The sequence below is a fragment of the Enterococcus sp. S183_ASV_20 genome (genome assembly GCF_018919685.1).
GTDB classification, from domain to species: domain Bacteria; phylum Bacillota; class Bacilli; order Lactobacillales; family Enterococcaceae; genus Enterococcus; species Enterococcus faecalis.
In genome coordinates, this window is record NZ_JAHLRI010000007.1 from 1 (window position 1) to 18,972 (window position 18,972).

19 protein-coding genes and 6 tRNA genes are annotated in these 18,972 nt (G+C 37.8%); 22 read left to right on the forward strand and 3 right to left on the reverse strand.

Annotation, left to right across the window (positions count from 1 at the left end; genetic code table 11):
- Positions 1 to 117: 117 nt before the first annotated feature.
- The 12 genes from KQI94_RS04005 to KQI94_RS04060 all read left to right on the forward strand — a co-directional run bounded on the left by KQI94_RS04005 (position 118) and on the right by KQI94_RS04060 (position 8,446).
- Positions 118 to 191, forward strand: a tRNA-Asp gene (locus tag KQI94_RS04005).
- A gap of 5 nt (positions 192 to 196) precedes the next feature.
- Positions 197 to 269 (forward strand) — tRNA-Phe (locus KQI94_RS04010).
- Positions 270 to 283: 14 nt separating this feature from the next.
- A tRNA-Gly gene (locus KQI94_RS04015) sits at positions 284 to 354 on the forward strand.
- Between the two features lie 13 nt (positions 355 to 367).
- Positions 368 to 441, forward strand: a tRNA-Ile gene (locus KQI94_RS04020).
- Between the two features lie 10 nt (positions 442 to 451).
- Positions 452 to 539 (forward strand) — tRNA-Ser (locus tag KQI94_RS04025).
- Positions 540 to 554: 15 nt separating this feature from the next.
- Positions 555 to 626 (forward strand) — tRNA-Glu (locus KQI94_RS04030).
- A 242-nt stretch (positions 627 to 868) separates the two neighbouring features.
- On the forward strand, positions 869 to 1,711 hold the full coding sequence (locus KQI94_RS04035; protein ID WP_002355181.1) for a PRD domain-containing protein: 843 nt from the start codon (positions 869 to 871) through the stop codon (positions 1,709 to 1,711).
- 73 nt (positions 1,712 to 1,784) lie between these two features.
- Complete coding sequence (locus KQI94_RS04040) at positions 1,785 to 3,683, forward strand: beta-glucoside-specific PTS transporter subunit IIABC (protein ID WP_002367835.1); 1,899 nt, start codon at positions 1,785 to 1,787, stop codon at positions 3,681 to 3,683.
- 23 nt (positions 3,684 to 3,706) lie between these two features.
- Positions 3,707 to 5,137, forward strand: coding sequence for a 6-phospho-beta-glucosidase (locus tag KQI94_RS04045; RefSeq protein ID WP_002355183.1), 1,431 nt, complete (start codon positions 3,707 to 3,709; stop codon positions 5,135 to 5,137).
- 122 nt (positions 5,138 to 5,259) lie between these two features.
- Positions 5,260 to 6,726, forward strand: a complete 1,467-nt coding sequence (locus KQI94_RS04050; protein WP_002367837.1) for a family 1 glycosylhydrolase — start codon at positions 5,260 to 5,262, stop codon at positions 6,724 to 6,726.
- Positions 6,727 to 6,746: 20 nt separating this feature from the next.
- A complete protein-coding gene (locus KQI94_RS04055; protein WP_002355185.1) occupies positions 6,747 to 7,565 on the forward strand; it encodes a histidine phosphatase family protein in 819 nt (272 codons plus the stop codon).
- A 137-nt stretch (positions 7,566 to 7,702) separates the two neighbouring features.
- Positions 7,703 to 8,446, forward strand: coding sequence for an alpha/beta hydrolase (locus tag KQI94_RS04060; RefSeq protein WP_002367839.1), 744 nt, complete (start codon positions 7,703 to 7,705; stop codon positions 8,444 to 8,446).
- A 17-nt stretch (positions 8,447 to 8,463) separates the two neighbouring features.
- On the opposite strand, the gene KQI94_RS04065 is transcribed toward KQI94_RS04060, so the two are convergent.
- Positions 8,464 to 9,057, reverse strand: coding sequence for a bifunctional transcriptional activator/DNA repair enzyme AdaA (locus KQI94_RS04065; protein WP_002367840.1), 594 nt, complete (start codon positions 9,055 to 9,057; stop codon positions 8,464 to 8,466).
- Positions 9,058 to 9,168: 111 nt separating this feature from the next.
- On the opposite strand from KQI94_RS04065, the gene KQI94_RS04070 reads away from it, so the two are divergent.
- The 5 genes from KQI94_RS04070 to KQI94_RS04090 all read left to right on the forward strand — a co-directional run bounded on the left by KQI94_RS04070 (position 9,169) and on the right by KQI94_RS04090 (position 12,393).
- Positions 9,169 to 9,660 carry a methylated-DNA--[protein]-cysteine S-methyltransferase gene (locus KQI94_RS04070; RefSeq protein WP_002355188.1) on the forward strand — a complete coding sequence of 164 codons (492 nt, stop codon included), beginning with the start codon at positions 9,169 to 9,171 and terminating at the stop codon, positions 9,658 to 9,660.
- Positions 9,661 to 9,672: 12 nt separating this feature from the next.
- Complete coding sequence (locus KQI94_RS04075) at positions 9,673 to 10,185, forward strand: DNA-3-methyladenine glycosylase I (protein ID WP_002355189.1); 513 nt, start codon at positions 9,673 to 9,675, stop codon at positions 10,183 to 10,185.
- Between the two features lie 12 nt (positions 10,186 to 10,197).
- Positions 10,198 to 10,872, forward strand: coding sequence for an HD domain-containing protein (locus KQI94_RS04080; protein ID WP_002364995.1), 675 nt, complete (start codon positions 10,198 to 10,200; stop codon positions 10,870 to 10,872).
- Between the two features lie 142 nt (positions 10,873 to 11,014).
- Positions 11,015 to 11,950: a cation diffusion facilitator family transporter gene (locus KQI94_RS04085; RefSeq protein WP_002355191.1), complete on the forward strand. Its 936-nt coding sequence runs from the start codon at positions 11,015 to 11,017 to the stop codon at positions 11,948 to 11,950.
- A 29-nt stretch (positions 11,951 to 11,979) separates the two neighbouring features.
- Positions 11,980 to 12,393, forward strand: a complete 414-nt coding sequence (locus KQI94_RS04090; RefSeq protein ID WP_002364994.1) for a DUF4809 family protein — start codon at positions 11,980 to 11,982, stop codon at positions 12,391 to 12,393.
- A gap of 97 nt (positions 12,394 to 12,490) precedes the next feature.
- Here KQI94_RS04090 and fabI read toward each other — a convergent pair whose 3' ends face one another.
- Positions 12,491 to 13,243, reverse strand: a complete 753-nt coding sequence (gene fabI / locus KQI94_RS04095; RefSeq protein WP_002367841.1) for an enoyl-ACP reductase FabI — start codon at positions 13,241 to 13,243, stop codon at positions 12,491 to 12,493.
- 297 nt (positions 13,244 to 13,540) lie between these two features.
- Here fabI and fabF point away from each other — a divergent pair, with 297 nt between their 5' ends.
- The 4 genes from fabF to KQI94_RS04115 all read left to right on the forward strand — a co-directional run bounded on the left by fabF (position 13,541) and on the right by KQI94_RS04115 (position 17,224).
- Positions 13,541 to 14,779, forward strand: coding sequence for a beta-ketoacyl-ACP synthase II (gene fabF / locus KQI94_RS04100; RefSeq protein ID WP_002358339.1), 1,239 nt, complete (start codon positions 13,541 to 13,543; stop codon positions 14,777 to 14,779).
- 1 nt (position 14,780) lies between these two features.
- A complete protein-coding gene (fabZ, locus tag KQI94_RS04105; RefSeq protein ID WP_002355197.1) occupies positions 14,781 to 15,215 on the forward strand; it encodes a 3-hydroxyacyl-ACP dehydratase FabZ in 435 nt (144 codons plus the stop codon).
- A 91-nt stretch (positions 15,216 to 15,306) separates the two neighbouring features.
- Complete coding sequence (locus KQI94_RS04110) at positions 15,307 to 16,197, forward strand: hypothetical protein (RefSeq protein WP_002367842.1); 891 nt, start codon at positions 15,307 to 15,309, stop codon at positions 16,195 to 16,197.
- A 58-nt stretch (positions 16,198 to 16,255) separates the two neighbouring features.
- Entirely contained in the window at positions 16,256 to 17,224 is a 969-nt protein-coding gene (locus KQI94_RS04115) for a dihydroorotate oxidase (RefSeq protein WP_025186744.1), read from the forward strand.
- Between the two features lie 184 nt (positions 17,225 to 17,408).
- On the opposite strand, the gene KQI94_RS04120 is transcribed toward KQI94_RS04115, so the two are convergent.
- Positions 17,409 to 18,056, reverse strand: a complete 648-nt coding sequence (locus KQI94_RS04120) for an elongation factor G-binding protein (RefSeq protein WP_002367844.1) — start codon at positions 18,054 to 18,056, stop codon at positions 17,409 to 17,411.
- 354 nt (positions 18,057 to 18,410) lie between these two features.
- Here KQI94_RS04120 and efp point away from each other — a divergent pair, with 354 nt between their 5' ends.
- Positions 18,411 to 18,971: an elongation factor P gene (efp, locus tag KQI94_RS04125; protein WP_002355202.1), complete on the forward strand. Its 561-nt coding sequence runs from the start codon at positions 18,411 to 18,413 to the stop codon at positions 18,969 to 18,971.
- Position 18,972 lies beyond the last annotated feature (1 nt).

The following is an 18,972-nucleotide window of genomic DNA, read 5'->3' on the forward strand; positions in this document are numbered from 1 at the left end:
GGTGGAGCAGTCAGGTAGCTCGTCGGGCTCATAACCCGAAGGTCGTAGGTTCAAATCCTGCCCCCGCAATTGCTTTTATTTTTTAAAGCATACATTTGCATAAAGCAAAAACGAATTGGTTTGGTAGTTCAGCTGGTTAGAATGCCTGCCTGTCACGCAGGAGGTCGCGGGTTCGAGTCCCGTCCAGACCGTTTTTGGCTCGGTAGCTCAGTTGGTAGAGCAATGGATTGAAGCTCCATGTGTCGGCAGTTCGATTCTGTCCCGCGCCATCCAAGAAAAATTTGCGGGTGTAGTTTAGTGGTAAAACCACAGCCTTCCAAGCTGTTGTCGCGAGTTCGATTCTCGTCACCCGCTTTTTTCTTATTTGGGGCCTATAGCTCAGCTGGTTAGAGCGCACGCCTGATAAGCGTGAGGTCGATGGTTCGAGTCCATTTAGGCCCATTTATTTCTTGGGGAAGTACTCAAGTGGCTGAAGAGGCGCCCCTGCTAAGGGTGTAGGTCGGGAAACCGGCGCGAGGGTTCAAATCCCTCCTTCTCCGTTTTTTCTTTTTAATGGCCCGTTGGTCAAGCGGTTAAGACACCGCCCTTTCACGGCGGTAACACGGGTTCGAGTCCCGTACGGGTCATAGTGAAGCATACAAACAATGTTTGTATGCTTTTTTTATTTTTATTACAAAAAAATGTCGTTGAAAGCGTTGACATTTGTTGTAAATATGTTATTCTTTGGATGTAGGGATAAGTAAATAGATGGATAGTGATTGTTTAAAGACAAGCTAAACCTAATTTTTTCATGAAGCGACATATGTGTCGTTCTTTTTGAAGAAATTGGGTTTTTCTTTTTTCAACGAAACACAAAGGAGGTGGGGCATTGATTATTCACAAAATTTTAAACAATAATGTGGTTATTACATTAGATGATGATAAACGAGAGCAAATTGTTATGGGCAAAGGAATTGCTTTTAAGAAACGCATTGGTGATTGGGTTCCTGATGAAAGTATCGATCAAGTTTTTTATTTAGCCAATCAAGAAACATCACTTAAGTTTCAAGAATTGTTAGGAAATATTCCTTTAGAGATGATGAAACTCTCGGATGACATTATTGTTTATGCAAAATCAACGTTGAAAAAGAGTTTGAATGATACCATTTATATTTCTCTGACGGATCATTTGTACACAGCTTTAGAAAGAAAAAAACAAGGAATTGCAATTAAGAATTTATTATTATGGGATATTAAACGTTTTTTTCCTGAAGAGTACGAAGTAGGAGTAAATGCTTTAAAAATGGTACAAAAGCGCGTAGGAATGGAATTGTCAACGGATGAGGCAGGTTTTATCGCATTGCACTTGGTAAATGCGGAGATGGAGGAAGAAGTCGGTAATATTTACGAATTGACAAAGTTGATGCAAGAGATTACAAATATCGTCAAATACTATTTTAAGGTAAGTTTTGATGAAGACTCTGTCTACTTTTATCGATTTAGCACACATTTAAAATTTTTCTGTTATCGCTTATTACACCAACGTGAAGTTGTCGAAAATGATGATGAAGAACTGTATGCGGTAATTAAAAAGAAATATCTCAACGCCTATCGTTGCGTGGAAAAGATCAGCTTGTATTTAAATGAGAACTATGACTATCAAGTTTCAAATGAAGAACGCTTGTACCTAACGATTCACATTGCACGAATTGTACAAACAACGGAACAATAAACGCACCACTTTGGATAGTGACATTCAGTTGGCTAAACCTTCAAATGAAAATAAATTTTTGGAGGAAAAAAAGATGGGAAAATATCATGAACTAGCAGAAAAAATTGTAAAAAATGTCGGTGGGCAAGAGAATATTAATAGTTTGACACATTGTATCACACGTCTTCGCTTTAAATTAAAAGATGAGAGTCAAGCGAATGATGATGTCTTAAAAAATATGGACGGTGTGGTAACTGTTATGAAAAGCGGTGGACAATACCAAGTCGTTATTGGGAACCATGTTCCAGCCGTTTACGAAGAAGTAGTTAGTATTGCAGGCTTGTCAGGAGAACGTGAAGAAGAAGCTTCCAGTGGGAATTTATTTGATCGCTTAATAGATATTTTAAGTGGTTGTTTCCAACCCTTTTTAGGGGCGTTAGCAGCGGCTGGGATGGTCAAAGGGTTAAATGCCTTATTGGTTTTCTTAAAGCTCTATACGGCTACGTCAGGGACTTATACCATGTTAAATGGGATTGGCGATGCAATTTTCTACTTTATGCCAGTTATTTTAGGTTATACAGCAGCTAAAAAATTCCGGTTGCATCCAATGGTAGGGATCGTGATTGGCGCAGCTTTATGTTACCCAACGATTCAAGGAAGTGCATTACAAACGGCCTTTGAAACAACAGCGGGTGCGGGAGCCGCAGCGCCGTATAATTTATTCGGCTTACCTGCCTATGATACATTTATGGGGATTCCTTGGGTCGGTGCGAACTATACAAGTAGTGTCGTACCAATCATCTTCATTATTGCTTTTGCGGCACAAGTTCAAAAAGTGTTTAAACGTATTATTCCAGAAGTTGTTCAAACGTTCTTAGTACCGTTTTTCGTCTTGTTGATTGCCTTACCAATTGGTTTCTTAGTAATTGGGCCAATCGTTAGCATGCTAACAGATTTATTAAGCGCTGGCTTTACAGCATTAATGAGTTTCTCACCAGCTTTGTATGGTTTGATTCTTGGTTTCTTCTGGCAAGTCTTAATTATTTTTGGGTTACATTGGAGCGTTGTGCCATTAGCTATTATGCAAGTGACACAAGAAGGTTCAAGCCAAGTATTAACGGGATCATTTGCAGCTAGTTTTGCGCAAACAGCGGTTGTTTTAGCGATGTTCTTCAAATTGAAAGATAAAAAGTTAAAAGCTTTGTGTCCGCCAGCAATTATCTCTGGTATTTTTGGTGTAACAGAGCCAGCAATTTATGGAATCACTTTACCAAAAAAATGGCCATTTATTTATTCAATGATTGGTGGCGCTGTCGGTGGTTTATATTTGATGATCAACAATGTGACAGCTTATACAATGGGTCGTTTAGGAATTTTCGGTGTGCTAAACTTTATCAATGGTGATGATGCAAGTGGGATGATTCAGTCCTTTATTGCAATTGCCATTGCAGCGGTCGTTGGTTTTGGTCTAACATTCTTCTTCTGGAAAGACAATACAGTTGAGGAAGAAGAAGTGATTATTGATAAAACAACGATTAAAAAAGAAAATATTACAAGTCCAGTCAAAGGACGAGTGTTATCTTTAAAAAATGCAGAGGATCCTGCTTTTGCGAATGGAGCATTAGGAAATGGGGTCGTGATTGAACCAACGGAAGGCAAAGTGGTTGCACCCTTTGATGGAACGATTGTCACACTATTCCCAACAAAACATGCATTAGGTTTGATTTCAGATAACGGCACAGAATTATTGATTCATATTGGGATTGATACAGTTCAATTAGAAGGCGAAGGCTTTGAAGCTTTTGTAAAACAAGGTGACCGCGTGAAAAAAGGTCAAACATTAGTAACCTTTGATTTAGAAGGAATTAAAAAAGCTGGGTTTAGTACACAAATTCCAATCGTTGTGACGAATACAGCGGATTATTTAGATATTTTGGAAGTCGGCAGTAATGAAGTTTCAACAAGTGATGATTTGCTGACCGCTTTAATATAAAAAGATGTGGAGGAAGAGAATTTATGGCATTTAGAAAAGACTTTTTATGGGGTGGCGCAACAGCAGCCAATCAATGTGAAGGTGGCTATAACGAAGGCGGACGTGGTTTGGCAAACGTCGATTTAGCGCCAACTGGTCCAGATCGTTTTCCAGTAATCACTGGTGAAAAGAAAATGTTTAACTTTGATGAGGAACATTTCTATCCTGCACAAGAGGCGATTGATATGTATCATCGCTATAAAGAAGATATCGCCTTGTTTGGTGAAATGGGTTTTAAAACATACCGTTTATCCATTGCTTGGAGTCGAATTTTTCCAATGGGAGATGAAACAGAGCCAAATGAAGAAGGCTTGAAGTTCTATGAAGACTTATTCAAAGAATGTCATAAATATGGGATTGAGCCACTAGTAACGATTACACACTTTGACTGCCCAATGCACTTAGTGGAAGAATATGGCGCTTGGCGTAGTCGTAAGTTAGTAGGTTTCTATGAAAATCTTTGCCGTGTAATTTTCAACCGATATAAAGGATTAGTCAAATATTGGTTAACATTTAACGAAATTAATATGATTTTACATGCACCATTTATGGGAGCAGGTCTATACTTTGAAGAAGGCGAAAACAAAGAACAAGTGAAATACCAAGCGGCCCATCATGAACTACTAGCAAGTGCAATTGCGACAAAAATTGCTCATGAGGTAGATCCTGAAAACCAAGTAGGTTGTATGTTAGCGGCTGGTTCCAACTACGCTTATACTTGTAAACCAGAAGATGTTTTCGCTGCTCGACAAGCAGATCGTGAAAATTATTTCTTTATTGATGTCCAATCACGTGGGGAATACCCTGCGTATGCTTTAAAAGAAATGGCCCGTAAAGGTATTCAAATTGAAATGGAAGAAGGCGACGAAGAACTTTTAAAAGAACATACGGTGGACTTCATTTCGTTCTCTTATTATTCTTCTCGTGTCACATCAACAGATCCAGAAATTAATGAACAAACAGCTGGTAACATCTTTGCCTCTGTGAAAAATCCTTATCTAAAAGCCAGTGAATGGGGTTGGCAAATTGATCCACTTGGTTTGAGAATTACGATGAATGACTTATATGATCGTTATCAAAAACCACTATTCATTGTTGAAAATGGCTTAGGAGCGGTAGATACACCAGACGAAAATGGTTATGTAGTCGATGATTATCGTATCGATTATTTGGCGGCGCATATTCAAGCGATGAAAGATGCCGTTGAACAAGATGGTGTCGACTTGTTAGGCTATACGACTTGGGGCTGTATTGATTTAGTATCAGCTGGAACAGGTGAAATGAAAAAACGCTATGGCTTTATCTATGTGGATCGCGATAACGAAGGAAATGGTACGTTAAAACGAAGCAAGAAGAAATCGTTTGATTGGTACAAAAAAGTAATCGCAACAAATGGTGAAGATTTAAGTAATTAATAAAATTAGCAACTATTAAAGGGCGTTTGACGTTGGCAGAAAAAACAAGGACTCTTCTGCCAGCGTCAATTCCCTTAATGGTTTCTTTGTTATGCCTAAAAACAGAGGGAAAGAGGGATTTTATGGGATTTCCAGAAAATTTTTTATGGGGCGGCGCAACAGCTGCTAACCAATATGAAGGTGGCTACCTTTCAGGAGGCAAAGGTCTGAGTACATTAGATGCAATTACTGGTGGTAGTCAAACAGAACCGCGACGGATTACGTATTTAACTAAAGAAGGCCAAAAAGCTTCGTGTACGCGCGACCAAGCATTACCCGAAGGAGCGATTGGCTATATCGATGAAGAATTATACTACCCTAGTCATGTAGCGACGGACTTTTACCATCATTACGAAGAAGATATCGCCTTATTTGCAGAAATGGGTTTCAAATGTTTTCGGCTGTCTATCGCCTGGAGCCGGATTTGCCCAAATGGAACAAAAGAGATTAATGAAGAAGGCTTAGCCTTTTATGATAAAGTTTTTGATACTTTGCTGCGCCATGGAATTGAGCCCGTTGTGACGATTAACCATTTTGATATTCCGATGTATTTGGCCGATGAATATGATGGTTGGAAAAATCGTGAAGTGATTGATTTCTTTGTTTTCTTTTGCGAAACCATTTTTACACGTTATCAGGATAAAGTGAAGTATTGGATGACTTTTAATGAAATTAATTTTTTAAGAAGTTGGACGCAAATTGGGATTCACAATAATGATAAACAAAGTAAATATCAAGCAGCGCATCATCTATTTGTAGCAAGTGCGAAAGCAGTTGAATTAGGACATTCCATCAATCCAGATTTCCAAATTGGTATGATGGTGGCTTATATTCCAAGTTATCCTTTGTCCTGCAAACCTGAGGACGTGATGGCAGCTGTTCAATTTAACCGAGAGCAAGAATTTTATATGGATGTCCAGGCTAAGGGCTATTATCCAGCGCATAAGCTCAAAGAATTTGAGCGTGAAGGAATGACAATTCAAATGGAGTCAGAGGATTTAGCGATTATTCAAAAAGGAACAGTTGATTATATCGGGTTTAGTTATTATATGTCGACCGTTTCGACTGCTTATCCCGAAGAAGTAAATTATGTCGGAGGCAACCAAATGCCTGCGGTTAAAAATCCTTATTTGCAAGAATCTGAATGGGGCTGGGCTGTCGATCCTTTAGGGTTAAGAATTTCATTGTGTCAGTTGTCAGATCGTTACAATATGCCATTGTTTGTGGTTGAAAACGGGTTTGGTGCGGTGGATACATTGCAAGAGGATGGCTCGATTGTCGACGATTACCGCATTGATTATTTTAAACAACATATTGAAGCCATGAGAACTGCAGTAGAAGAAGACGGGGTTAACTTAATTGGTTATACGCCATGGGGTTGTATTGACTTAGTTTCAGCAGGAACTGGCGAAATGAAAAAACGTTACGGCTTTATCTATGTAGACATGGATGACCAAGGTCAGGGAACCTTGAAACGAACTAAGAAAAAATCATTTAATTGGTACAAACAAGTTATCGCTAGTAATGGTGAAAACTTAACAACTGAGTAGAAAATGAGGGGAAATAAAAAATGAAAAAACGATTGACGATTGTGGGGATGCTTTTTCTGGCCATTTTAGTAATGGTTGGTTGTGGTAAAAATCAGCAAGCAACGACAAAAGAAAAAGAGACAAAACCTGAAGAACTAACTCTTTACATTGTGCGCCATGGAAAAACCATGTTAAATACGACGGACCGCGTACAAGGATGGTCAGATGCGGTCTTAACACCAGAAGGTGAAAAAGTTGTGACAGCAACTGGGATTGGCCTGAAAGATGTTGCCTTTCAAAATGCATATAGTAGTGATAGTGGCCGCGCCTTGCAAACTGCTCAACTTATTTTAGATCAAAATAAAGCAGGCAAAGACCTTGAAGTCGTGCGTGACCCAGATTTACGTGAATTTAATTTTGGTAGCTATGAAGGGGATTTAAACAAGACAATGTGGCAGGATATTGCTGATGATCAAGGTGTCTCCTTAGAAGAATTTATGAAAAACATGACTCCTGAATCCTTTGCCAACAGTGTAGCTAAACTGGATCAACAGCGCGAGGAAAGCAAGAATAACTGGCCTGCAGAAGACTATGCTACAATTACCAAACGTTTGAAAAAAGGCTTAGATAAAATTGTTGCCACAGAATCAGCCAATTCTGGGAATGGCAATGTTTTAGTGGTCTCGCATGGCTTGAGTATTTCAGCGTTGTTAGCAACTTTATTTGATGATTTTAAAGTCCCAGAAGGCGGTTTGAAGAATGCTAGTGTTACAACGATTCATTACAAAAATGGCGAGTATACTTTGGATAAAGTCAATGATGTCAGCTACTTAGAAGCAGGCGAAAAAGAATCAAAATAATCTAAGGCATCGAGAAACGGTCTAGTTAGGAGTTGGTGGAGCAACAGAAGGGTTGCTTCACCAACTCCTATTGTTGTGTTCTTTTTTTATTAAAGGTAGAATCAGAAAGAAGAATTTTTTCATTGGGAGGAAATGAGATGAAAAATAGAACAAAATCACGTTGGAAAAAAATTGTCCTAGGAATCGGGATTTTTTTAGCGGTATTAGTCATCGGTCTGACTATTTTTATTAAAAATAGTACGTATCAAGCAACCGATTCAGCCTTAAAAATAAGTCAAAGTGCCACGCAAGAAAAAAACTATGATTATTACACAAACGGGCAAAAAAATGATACAGCACTGATTTTTTATCCAGGTGCATTGGTTGCGCCCGCTAGTTATAGTGAATGGGCACAAGAAGTTGCTACGAAAGGTTACGATGTCTATGTTGTTCATTTTCCTTTGAATTTAGCGGTTCTTGCACCAAATGCTGCAGAACAAATTATAAAGGATCATCCACAACAAAACTTCGTTTTGGCTGGGCATTCTCTGGGTGGTGTGATGGCTAGTCGTTTTGTAGCGGAAAATGAGCAACGAATCAAAGGCATGATTTATTTAGCCAGCTATCCTGACGAAAAAGGTGCACTAAACAAGCAAAATCTGCCGGTTCTGTCAATAACAGCCACAAACGATGGTGTTTTAAATTGGACTAGCTATCAAAAAGCCAAACAGTTTTTGCCAAAAGATACGCAGTATGTATCTATCGAAGGTGGGAATCATGCAGGGTTTGGTAATTACGGTGTCCAAAAAGGAGACAACAAAGCGACAATTTCTAATGAGCAACAGCAAACAGAAATCAGTCAATTGATTGTAGCATGGCTACAATCACGCCCCAATAAATAATCCGATGAGCCGAAATGTTATTTTTTCGGCTCATTTTTACTTCGATAAACAGAGGGGGTTACGCCTGTTTCTTTTTTAAAAGTGGTGGCAAAATATGCTGCGGTTTGGAAGCCAACTTTTTTCGCGATTTGTTGAATCGTAAGGGGTGAATGGAGAAGCAATTCTTGGGCTTGCCTAATTCGGACACTTATTAAATAAGCTAATGGGGTTTGTTTTGTCTGTTCCTTAAAGGTTCGCTGCAAATGAAAGGGACTACCGTGGCAGGCTTGCGCTAAATAGTCTAAACTTAATGGTTCCGCTGAATGCCGATCAATAAATTGCTTAATTTGAGCAACCCATTCCTCGTTAGGAACGACTTGCCCGGTTGGTTGACATCTTTTACATGGACGAAAACCAAGTGTTAAAGCTTCCTGAGCCGTTTTGAAAATCAGAACGTGGTTCTTGTTGGGCACACGGGAAGGGCACGAAGGACGACAAAAAATTTTAGTTGTGGTCACACCATAAAAAAAATCACCATCAAATTGCGTATTATTATTTTGAATGGCTTCCCAACGTTTCTGAGTAAGTCGATACGTTGTTTTCATTGTAAGCACACCTCCCGTTTTCTTCATTGTAAAAGAATCCCTAATAAAAACAAGTAAAAAGTGATAGGAGCGCAAGATTTTGAAAGCCAAAAGAATTATAATGAAGATAAGAAAAACACGAGAAAGAAGTGTAGAAATATGGCAAAAAAAATTTATTATGCGCAACAAGAATGGCAGAACGATCACTATTATCTTGGTGTGACAGACGCTGGACTAGCTTTTGTAGGTTCAGCCAATCAATCGATAGAAGAGCTGAAAAACTGGTACCCTCAAGCACAATTAGAAGCTTCTGAAAAGAAAACTGCGCCTTATAAAGAAGCATTAATAAGTTATCTTAACCAACATTCGACAACGTTTGCTTGCCCCATAGACATAGAAGGAACGCCCTTTCAAAAAGAAGTTTGGCAGGCGTTGCAAGAAATCCCTTATGGTGAGACAATGACCTATCAAGAAATTTCAGAAAAAATTGGGCGTCCACGTGCGGTTCGAGCAGTTGGCACAGCGATTGGGAAAAATCCTTTATTAATGGTCATTCCTTGCCATCGAGTCATCGGCAGCAAGGGACAATTAACCGGTTACCGTGGTGGTTTAGCAATGAAACAAGCATTATTAACATTTGAACAGTCTTAAAAGGAGGCGGCGATGAACAACTATCAATGGTATACAGAACAATGGGGAAAACCTACAAGAGAGGATGATTTGCTGTTTTTATTGTTGACGGTGGGTGTTTTTCAAGTTGGTTTAAGTTGGAAAGCAGCCGCAGGGAAAAAAGTAGCATTCATGAAAAATTTTTGCCAAATGAAGCCGGAAAAAGTTGCCGCGCTGTTGCCTGACGAAGTCGATCGAATAGTAGCTGATCCAGATATGATTCGCAATCGGCGCAAAATTGAAGCAACCATTAAAAATGCGCAAGCAATTTTAAAAGTACAAGAAGAATTTGGCAGTTTTGCCAATTATCTATGGCAATTTGTAAAAAACGTCCCCGTTTTATCTATTTATGAAGAAGCATACCAAGTCCCGCGCACACAGCTTTTGTCAGATAACGTAGCAAAAGACTTAAAAAAAAGAGGATTTTCTTTTGTAGGTCCGATTGTCACCAATATGTTTCTGAAAGCTAGCGGGATTATCCAGGTGGAAATTTTAAATCCAGAATAAAGGAGTGTTAGGATGTTTGAAAATGAATCTCTTAGTTTTGAAGAACAAACAATTATTCAAGCAGCAGCGCGTTATGTTCAACAAGAATTAGCCAACGAAGCAAGTGGCCATGACTGGTGGCATATTTATCGAGTGACACAATTAGCAAAAACAATTGCAGAGAAAGAACAAGCAAATTTATTTTTATGTATATTAACAGCATTGTTACATGATATTGGCGATGAAAAATTTAACGAAAGTGAAGAGGCTGGCTTACTAAAGGTGCAACAATGGTTGGAAGCAAATAACGTATCAACAGAGCAAACGAATCACATCCTTTCCATTATTGCTAATATGTCCTTTAAAGGAGGAAATACTGGGAAAACAGTTACTACATTAGAAGGAAAAGTGGTCCAGGATGCGGATCGACTAGATGCCATCGGCGCAATTGGAATTGCACGGGTGATGGCTTATTCGGGAAATAAAGGCCGTTTAATTCACGATCCTCACAAACAACCTCGTGAACAGTTAACCCAAGAAGAATACCGGAATGGGGAAGATACTGCTATTATGCATTTTTATGAGAAACTTTTAAAGTTAAAGGAACAAATCAATACAAATTATGGTCGCTTATTGGCGGAAAAGCGTCATCAATTTATGGAACTTTATCTGGAGGAATTTTATCAAGAGTGGGATGGACACCGATAAATGAGGGCCAACTAAAACAGTCAGTACATTTCTTTTTGAATTTTAAGAGAACTCTTTTTTACAAATACCTCAGAAGTGGTAAAATGATGGATGAATAAACGGGTGGTTTATCTTAGTTTTACGTTACATATAGGAGGTAATTATGGAGACAAAAAAATCGAGTGGCATGTTTGCAGTTATTGCCGCACTGATTGCGAATATTTTAGTAGCGATTAGTAAATTTGTTGGTTTTGCTTTAAGTGGTAGTACCGCTATGATGAATGAAAGTATCCACAGTGTCGTGGACTGTAGTAATCAGGTGTTATTACTTTTTGGGAATAAGCGCGCTTCTCGTGGACAAAGTGCGTTACATCAATTTGGAGAAGGCCGTGCAAAATACTTTTTTAGTACAATTGTTGCAACGATGCTCTTTTTTGGTGGGGGCGCGTTAGGCGTAATGGAGGCTATTCAGAAGTTACTGCATCCCTCTCATGAAGTAGAAAATGTGGCTATTGTCATTGGTATTTTAATTTTTGGTTTGCTTGTGGAAGGTAGCTCTTTGCGTGTAGCGATGAAAGAAATCAAAGAATTGAATACAGAGAAGTTATCGCTCTTAAAATTTTTGCGAGAAAGTCGTCACAGTGAAATTTTAATTATTTTTACGGAAGACTTTTGTGCGGTTATTGGTTTGTGTTTAGCTTTGGTGGGAACCCTTTTAACAATGGTAACTGGGATTGCTGCATTTGATGCTATCAGTGGTTTACTGATTGGTTTACTATTAATGTGTGCAGCCATTTTCTTAGCGAAAGAATTTTATAGTTTGATTATAGGAGAAAGTGTGACCGCTACAGATTTAGCAAAAATTAAAACCGCATTTGATCGGGCGGATGTTGAAAAACTAATTGATGTAAAAACCGTTCATTTAGGCCCAACTGAAATTTTAGTAGCGGCAAAAATTGATGTGGTAGAACCAATGGAAGAAGATGCACCTGATGTTGTGAATGCGATTGAACGAGATATTCGTAGTAAAATGCCTGATAAAAAAATCTATATCTATATTGAAGTTGACGATTATGATGTGAATTACGTTCGTAAATAACAAATGAAAGAATAACTTTAAAAAACAATATGGGGGAAGAAACGATGCAAGAGGCAATTATAACAAGTACAGTAGATTTAACCAGTGGTGGTTGTAACGCCTGTGGTTTAGTGGAAGATACCGTCTACACATTAGCAATGAATGGAGTGGACATTCCGTTAGATGGCTTGACAGTTGCTCATCTAGTTTCTGCTGTTGTTGCCAGAAATGGATTTAAACAGGAGCTACAAATGGATATGCTAGATGACGAATATATCCTTTATCGAAAAGAAGACACAGCAGTAACCTTTAAAGAAGCGTACAATCATTTAAGCTACGATAACGGTTCTGAAAAAATCCAATCTAAAAATAAACTGGAAGATTTATCAAAACTTTTTGAACAAGTTAATCAAATCCTAACAACTGTTTTTGGAATTGAAACTGTCAATTTTATTATAGAATAAAGTAAAAAATAGAACAGAAATTGGACAATCAATGAGTGAAAGAGATTGTCCAATTTCTGTTTTTTAATGTATAAATAGAAATAAAGACAAAAAATGATTAAGTTAAGTGAACGCCTTTATCGACATAAATGATGTCACCGACCACACCACTAGCTAGTTCACTGACTAAAAAGGCACAAGTGTTTCCGACTTCTTCAATGGTTACACCTGTTTTATCTGGTGTCCGCTCATTAGAAATACTAATCAATTGATCGTAGTCTTTTACACCAGTCACAGCCAATGTTTTAATCGCTCCTGCGGAGATTCCGTTGACACGAATTTTATCTGCAGCTAATTCAAAAGCTAGATATTTCACGGCAGTTTCTAAAGATGCTTTAGCAATCCCCATCATATTATAGTTAGGAATCGCACGTTCGGAACCTAAATACGTCAATGTGACAATTCCTGAACCAGGATTTAACAAAGGTTTCGCATAATGAGTGACTGCTAAAAGAGAGTAGCTACTAATATCTTGTGCTAATAGGAAACCATCACGAGTGATGTCACTAACGTTTCCAGACAATTCTTCTTTTTTGGCAAAAGCAATCGCATGGACTAGTCCATCGATCGTGCCCACTTCATTTTTAATTGTTTCAAAGGCTGCTTGAATGGACGCATCAGAAGCAACATCGCACTCCACCAACAAATCATTTTCATCTGCTAATTTAACCACTTGCTTTTTCATGCGTTCGTTTTGATACGTATAAATAACATTGGCCCCTTGATCTTTTAATGCTTTTGCACAGCCCCAAGCAATACTTTTTTTGTTGGCAATACCCATTACGACGACATTCTTATTTTGTAAAAACATATAAAATCTCCTTTAATAAAAAATTTTTGTTGATAGAATAGGCTTTTCTTCATCAAAATGTAAAAGTTACATTTATTGAGTTGACGAATAAAATTTCAACTGGTATTATCTGTGTGAGAATGATAACAAAATCTTCTCAATTTTCTAATCTTGAAAAAAACAGACATTTTTCCTGATGTCTGAATTATTAACCAAAATACTTTGAAAGTCAAACTATTTTTCTTATTTTTTGAGAAAAAGTGCTGGAAACCGCATGAAATAATAGTTTGATAATCAAAATAAACTCGGAGGTACAGTATGAAAAGAGTGGTCATAACCGGCATGGGTGCCGTAACACCATTAGGCAATACCGTAAAAGAATTTTGGCATAATCTAGTGGATGGCAAGCTAGGAATTGGTAAAATTACTAAATTTGATTCTGAAGATACTGGGGTGGCTTTGGCTGGTGAAGTGAAAGAGTTTGACCCAAGTGCTGTTTTAGAACGCAAAGAGCAAAAAAGAATGGACTTATTTTCTCAATATGGCTTGGTCGCTGCTTTAGAAGCGTGGGAAATGAGTGGTTTAACAGAAGCAACGATTGACCCGACTCGTTTAGGTGTGATTGTCGGTAGTGGGATTGGTGGGATGACTACCTTACAAGACCAAGTACGGGTAATGGATAAAAAAGGCGCAAAACGCGTAACACCATTTTTCGTGCCCATGGTAATTGCTAATATGGCAGCGGGAAATATTTCGATTCGTTTAGGTGCAAAAGGACCTTCTCAAACTATCGTGACTGCTTGTGCTTCTGCGACGAATGCGATTGGTGAAGCTTTTCGCACGATTAAATATGGTTTAGCGGACATGATGGTAACTGGGGGGACAGAAGCCACAGTATGTGAAATTGGGATTGCAGGCTTTGCAGCATTGAATGCTTTAAATACAACAGAAGATGCGACTCGGGCTTCGATTCCTTTTGATAAAGAACGAAAAGGTTTTGTGATGGGTGAAGGCGCAGGAATGCTGGTTTTAGAAGAACTCGAGCATGCACAGAAACGTGGCGCAACTATCTACGGCGAAATTGTTGGCTATGGCAGCAACTGTGATGCTAGCCACATGACCGCTCCTTTAAAAGACGGTAGTGGCGCGGCGGCTGCGATGGAAATGGCGATTGCAGAAGCAGGGATTACACCGGAACAAATTGGGTATATCAATGCTCATGGTACGTCAACCCCAGCGAATGACGCTGCGGAAACAACGGCCATCAAGCGTGTCTTTGGTGAGCGAGCATCGCAAATTCCAATTTCAAGTACAAAGAGTATGACTGGACATTTATTGGGCGCGGCTGGCGGTATCGAAGCGATCGCTTGTGTGCAAACATTGCAAGAAGGAAAAGCTCATCCGACAGTAGGCTACCAAGTTGCTGATCCAGATTGTGATTTAGATTATGTCACAGAAGGTGCACGTGACATTACAGCGGACTATACAATTAGTAATTCGTTTGGCTTTGGAGGCCATAATGGTGTAATTTGCTTGAAGAAATGGGAGGAAAACTAGTATGAAAAAAGTAATGACTGCAACAGAAATTATGGAAATGATTCCTAATCGCTATCCGATTTGTTATATTGATTATGTGGATGAAATTATTCCAAATGAAAAGATTATTGCAACAAAAAATGTGACAATTAACGAAGAGTTTTTCCAAGGACATTTTCCTGGAAATCCAACAATGCCAGGCGTTTTGATTATTGAAGCATTGGCACAAGTAGGTTCGATTTTAATCTTAAAAATGGATCAATTTGAAGGTGAAACGGCCTATATTGGCGGTATCAACAAAGCCAAATTCCGTCAAAAAGTGGTCCCTGGTGATGTCTTGAAATTACATTTTGAAATCGTCAAATTACGTGACTTTGTCGGCATCGGCAAAGCGACTGCTTACGTGGAAGATAAAAAGGTCTGCGAATGTGAATTGACGTTTATTGTGGGACGATAAAAAGATAATTAGAAAGAGCAAGCGGTGAAGGCTTGCTCTTTTTTTGTTCTGGTATGATAAAATTAATAAAAAAAGGTGCTGGAGGTAAATTATGTTGAAAAACTTACAACCTCAATTTTTTAAACAAATAGTTATCTATGGTTTGTTATTTGTCTTTTGGGGAACGCTTAACTATTTTTTTGAGAGTATTCCTAAAGGACTAAATCGTATAGTTTTCGGTATTTTGTCGTTTACTTATATTTTTTTGTATATGAAAAATAGAAAGAGTGTTTCAGGGAATAAAGGGGACTTGGCAATATGGATTTTAATTATTTCGGGATTTTTTGCATTGGTAGATGTTACTTATTATTTAAATATACGCGGCAAAATTACGCTATATTTCAGCTTAGTTTATATTTTATCAATAATTCTAATATTTATAGTATATGAACTAAAAAGTGACCCTAAGATTAAATTGAAAAATATTCTAAAAATAAGTGCTGTTGTGTATAGTTTAGGTTTTTTTGATAGAGATTGGTGGACTGTAATACCATTATTTACTGCTTTTGTTTTGTTATTTTACTCTAAAGAAGGAATAGATTACTTTGCTCAAGAAGAACTTACTGAAATAAAAATACCAAATTTTTTACAAAAAAAATGGAGAAGGACAAAATTTTTAATAGTCATATGGTCGGTAATGCTTTATAGTTCATTTGTTATTTCAGATATTTTAGAATCTTGTGGCTGGATTAATAAAATTAGTTTATATTTTTTTCCAGAAGACTCGCTAGAATTTTACAGAATCTGGTTTAGTAAAGGGTTAATACGTTTATGTATCTTAGGAATAATATATATTTTAGGAAAAAAATATCTGTTGAAATTTAAACCTGTAAACACATTAATAGAACTTTATAAAGAAGTGGCTAGAACAAATGAAACAGAGTTTAAAAGAAATACAAAAAAACACCAAATACAAAAAAATGCTCGTCGCAAATATAAATAACACTAACGCAAAAAAACATGCTATAATCATAAAAAGCTTACGTGAAGGTGGTAAGCTTATGAGTAAAACAATTTACAGGAGGGTTTTTCTTTTGGATATTTCAGTAGAGTTTTCGGGACATAAATTGGCGAATGTGTTAATGAACGCATCAGGTATTCATTGTATGACAATTAAGGAAATGGACGAGTTAGCGGCTTCTCAAGCAGGTGCTTTTGTCGCTAAGACGGCAACACCTAATCCTCGTCAGGGCAATGAGGAACCACGGTATTTTGATACACCATTAGGAAGTATTAACTCAATGGGCTTGCCTAATTTAGGGATTGATTATTATTTAGATTATCAGATTGCATGTCAAAAGGAATTTCCTGAGGAGTTACGCTTTTTATCTGTATCTGGTATGAATTATGAGGAAAATATCGCTATTTTAAAAAAAGTGCAAGAAAGTGAATACACAGGAGTGACAGAATTTAATTTGTCTTGTCCCAATTTGCCTGGTAAACCGCAAATTGCTTATGATTTTGAATTAACAGAAAAGCTTTTAACAGAAGTTTTCCAATTTTTTACTAAACCATTAGGTGTAAAATTACCCCCATTTTTTGATATTGCGCATTTTGACGCAATGGCTGAAATTTTAAATAAATTCCCTTTAGTATACGTGAATAGTATTAATAGCATCGGTAATGGTTTATATATTGACAGTGACAAGGAAGAAGTGGTCATTAAACCAAAAGGAGGTTTCGGTGGGCTGGGCGGCGAATATGTCAAACCAACAGCGTTAGCCAATGTTCGTGCGTTTGCGCAACGTTTGAAACCAGAAATCAAAATTATTGGAACCGGCGGTATTACATGTGGAAAAGATGTTTTTGAGCATCTTTTATGTGGTGCGACATTAGTACAAGTCGGCACACAATTGCATCAAGAAGGTCCACAAGTTTTTGAGCGTCTAGCCAAAGAATTACAAGAAATCATGGCAGCAAAAGGTTATGAAAGTATTGAAGAATTTCGTGGGAAATTGAAAGAGATGTAACAAAAAAGAGGTCGGGAAAGAACCGTTTAGCTCCGAGAAATAAGAAGAAATTTCCGAAAATTGCTCTTTAATTTTTGGAGAATTTCGGCTTATTTCCGAAGGAGTTGGTTCTGTTCTCGCCGTTTATCAGTTTTTGAGCGTGGAGCAAAAATCCAAAGTGATTTTTGTCCCACGCTCTTTTTTGTTATTTCACAGCCTTAACATTTTCCATAAAGGCTTCCAAATATTCAGGTTGTGTTAATTGTTGGTTACAGGTGTCGCTATCATGGCAAATGTAATTGCCTTTTTTCGTGTAGGTTCCGTCGCCGCCTGATTTGGTGGTAGCTAGGAGCATAGACACATTCGTGATTGTTTGACAGATGGAGCAAACACCTTTAACAATGGTGGGTGAAAGGGTGCCGTGGACGCCGATTAATTTATTTTCTCGATAAGCTAAGATAAATTTTTTCTGAGTCCCAGCGTCGTTCCAACCGACATAGGTATTGTTCCGTAAATCCATGTTTTCCCACTCAGGAATCTTTAACTTTTTCACTTTGCGAAAGACTTTCGTGACTTGTGGTGTTGAAGGTTCTTTAAAGGGCAACACGGTTTCTTTTAATTCGTCTAAATATTTTTCAGCACGTGCGCGTGTTAAACGACGATCCATCACTTTGTCCAACAAAATCGTAACAGCAGGGTGTTCTTCTGGAAATAACCCATTGATTTTTTCGACACATAGGGCCTGGACAGTTTTGACAGTCGTAGCATCGTTAACAGACGTATAGGTATTTAGTAACACAGCGACTTGTTCTTTAATTATGTTAAATTGGTAAGGTTGAATAGTTGGGTTCATGATTTTAAATTCCTTTCAAATAGACCGAGTACATACGCTGAAAGGCAATTTGTCTCACCAACGTATGTTTAGTGACAGACAACCTCATGTGTTTTTGATAAAGATAGCGTTTGACGTATCATATCATCACCCCCTTTAATGATTGATTTTTTCTATGTAAAAAGTGAAAATAATTGATGAAAGCTTGGTAATTCTAACGCAATTCAAGAAAAAAGGCAAGTTAAACTCGTTTTATTTCCCAATTCAATGTCTGGGGAGTGATAAACTTCTAAAAAAGATACGTGATTTCCTAGATTAATCCTAGGTTATTTGCTACAATAATGAAGAATTAACCAGAGAAAAGGAGAAATTACAATGATTGCAGCAAGCGATTTAAAAGCCGGTATGACTTTTGAGCAAGACGGCAAATTAATTAAAGTAATGGAAGCTAGCCACCACAAACCAGGTAAAGGTAACACGGTTATGCGTATGAAATTAAAAGATGTTCGTACGGGTTCAACAACAGATACAACAATGCGCCCAGATGAAAAAGTGAAAAAAGCGCACATCGATACAAAACCGGTTCAATATTTATACAGCCAAGATGATATGGCTATTTTCATGGATTTAGAAACATATGAACAATATGAAGTACCAACTGCTTTAATTGAAGAAGAACTAAAATATTTATTAGAAAATATGGAAGTAAAAATTCAATTTTATGGTGAAGAAGTCATTGGTTTAACTTTACCAACAACGGTAATCTTACGTGTTGCTGAAACACAACCTTCAATCAAAGGCGCAACAGTAACTGGTTCTGGTAAACCCGCTACAATGGAAACAGGATTAGTTGTTAACGTTCCAGATTTTGTTGAAGCAGACGAATTATTAGAAATCAATACTGCGGAAGGTACGTATTTAAAACGTGCTAAATAAG

Coding starts and splice junctions, on each gene's coding strand:
- KQI94_RS04060 (WP_002367839.1), top strand. CDS start 7,703: ATGAAAAATAGAACAAAATCACGTTGGAAAAAAATTGTCCTAGGAATC.
- KQI94_RS04045 (WP_002355183.1), top strand. CDS start 3,707: ATGGCATTTAGAAAAGACTTTTTATGGGGTGGCGCAACAGCAGCCAAT.
- fabZ (WP_002355197.1), top strand. CDS start 14,781: ATGAAAAAAGTAATGACTGCAACAGAAATTATGGAAATGATTCCTAAT.
- KQI94_RS04075 (WP_002355189.1), top strand. CDS start 9,673: ATGAACAACTATCAATGGTATACAGAACAATGGGGAAAACCTACAAGA.
- KQI94_RS04085 (WP_002355191.1), top strand. CDS start 11,015: ATGGAGACAAAAAAATCGAGTGGCATGTTTGCAGTTATTGCCGCACTG.
- fabI (WP_002367841.1), bottom strand. CDS start 13,243: ATGTTTTTACAAAATAAGAATGTCGTCGTAATGGGTATTGCCAACAAA.
- KQI94_RS04080 (WP_002364995.1), top strand. CDS start 10,198: ATGTTTGAAAATGAATCTCTTAGTTTTGAAGAACAAACAATTATTCAA.
- KQI94_RS04115 (WP_025186744.1), top strand. CDS start 16,256: ATGAGTAAAACAATTTACAGGAGGGTTTTTCTTTTGGATATTTCAGTA.
- fabF (WP_002358339.1), top strand. CDS start 13,541: ATGAAAAGAGTGGTCATAACCGGCATGGGTGCCGTAACACCATTAGGC.
- KQI94_RS04120 (WP_002367844.1), bottom strand. CDS start 18,056: ATGAACCCAACTATTCAACCTTACCAATTTAACATAATTAAAGAACAA.
- KQI94_RS04050 (WP_002367837.1), top strand. CDS start 5,260: ATGGGATTTCCAGAAAATTTTTTATGGGGCGGCGCAACAGCTGCTAAC.
- efp (WP_002355202.1), top strand. CDS start 18,411: ATGATTGCAGCAAGCGATTTAAAAGCCGGTATGACTTTTGAGCAAGAC.
- KQI94_RS04065 (WP_002367840.1), bottom strand. CDS start 9,057: ATGAAGAAAACGGGAGGTGTGCTTACAATGAAAACAACGTATCGACTT.
- KQI94_RS04110 (WP_002367842.1), top strand. CDS start 15,307: ATGTTGAAAAACTTACAACCTCAATTTTTTAAACAAATAGTTATCTAT.
- KQI94_RS04040 (WP_002367835.1), top strand. CDS start 1,785: ATGGGAAAATATCATGAACTAGCAGAAAAAATTGTAAAAAATGTCGGT.
- KQI94_RS04070 (WP_002355188.1), top strand. CDS start 9,169: ATGGCAAAAAAAATTTATTATGCGCAACAAGAATGGCAGAACGATCAC.
- KQI94_RS04055 (WP_002355185.1), top strand. CDS start 6,747: ATGAAAAAACGATTGACGATTGTGGGGATGCTTTTTCTGGCCATTTTA.
- KQI94_RS04090 (WP_002364994.1), top strand. CDS start 11,980: ATGGGGGAAGAAACGATGCAAGAGGCAATTATAACAAGTACAGTAGAT.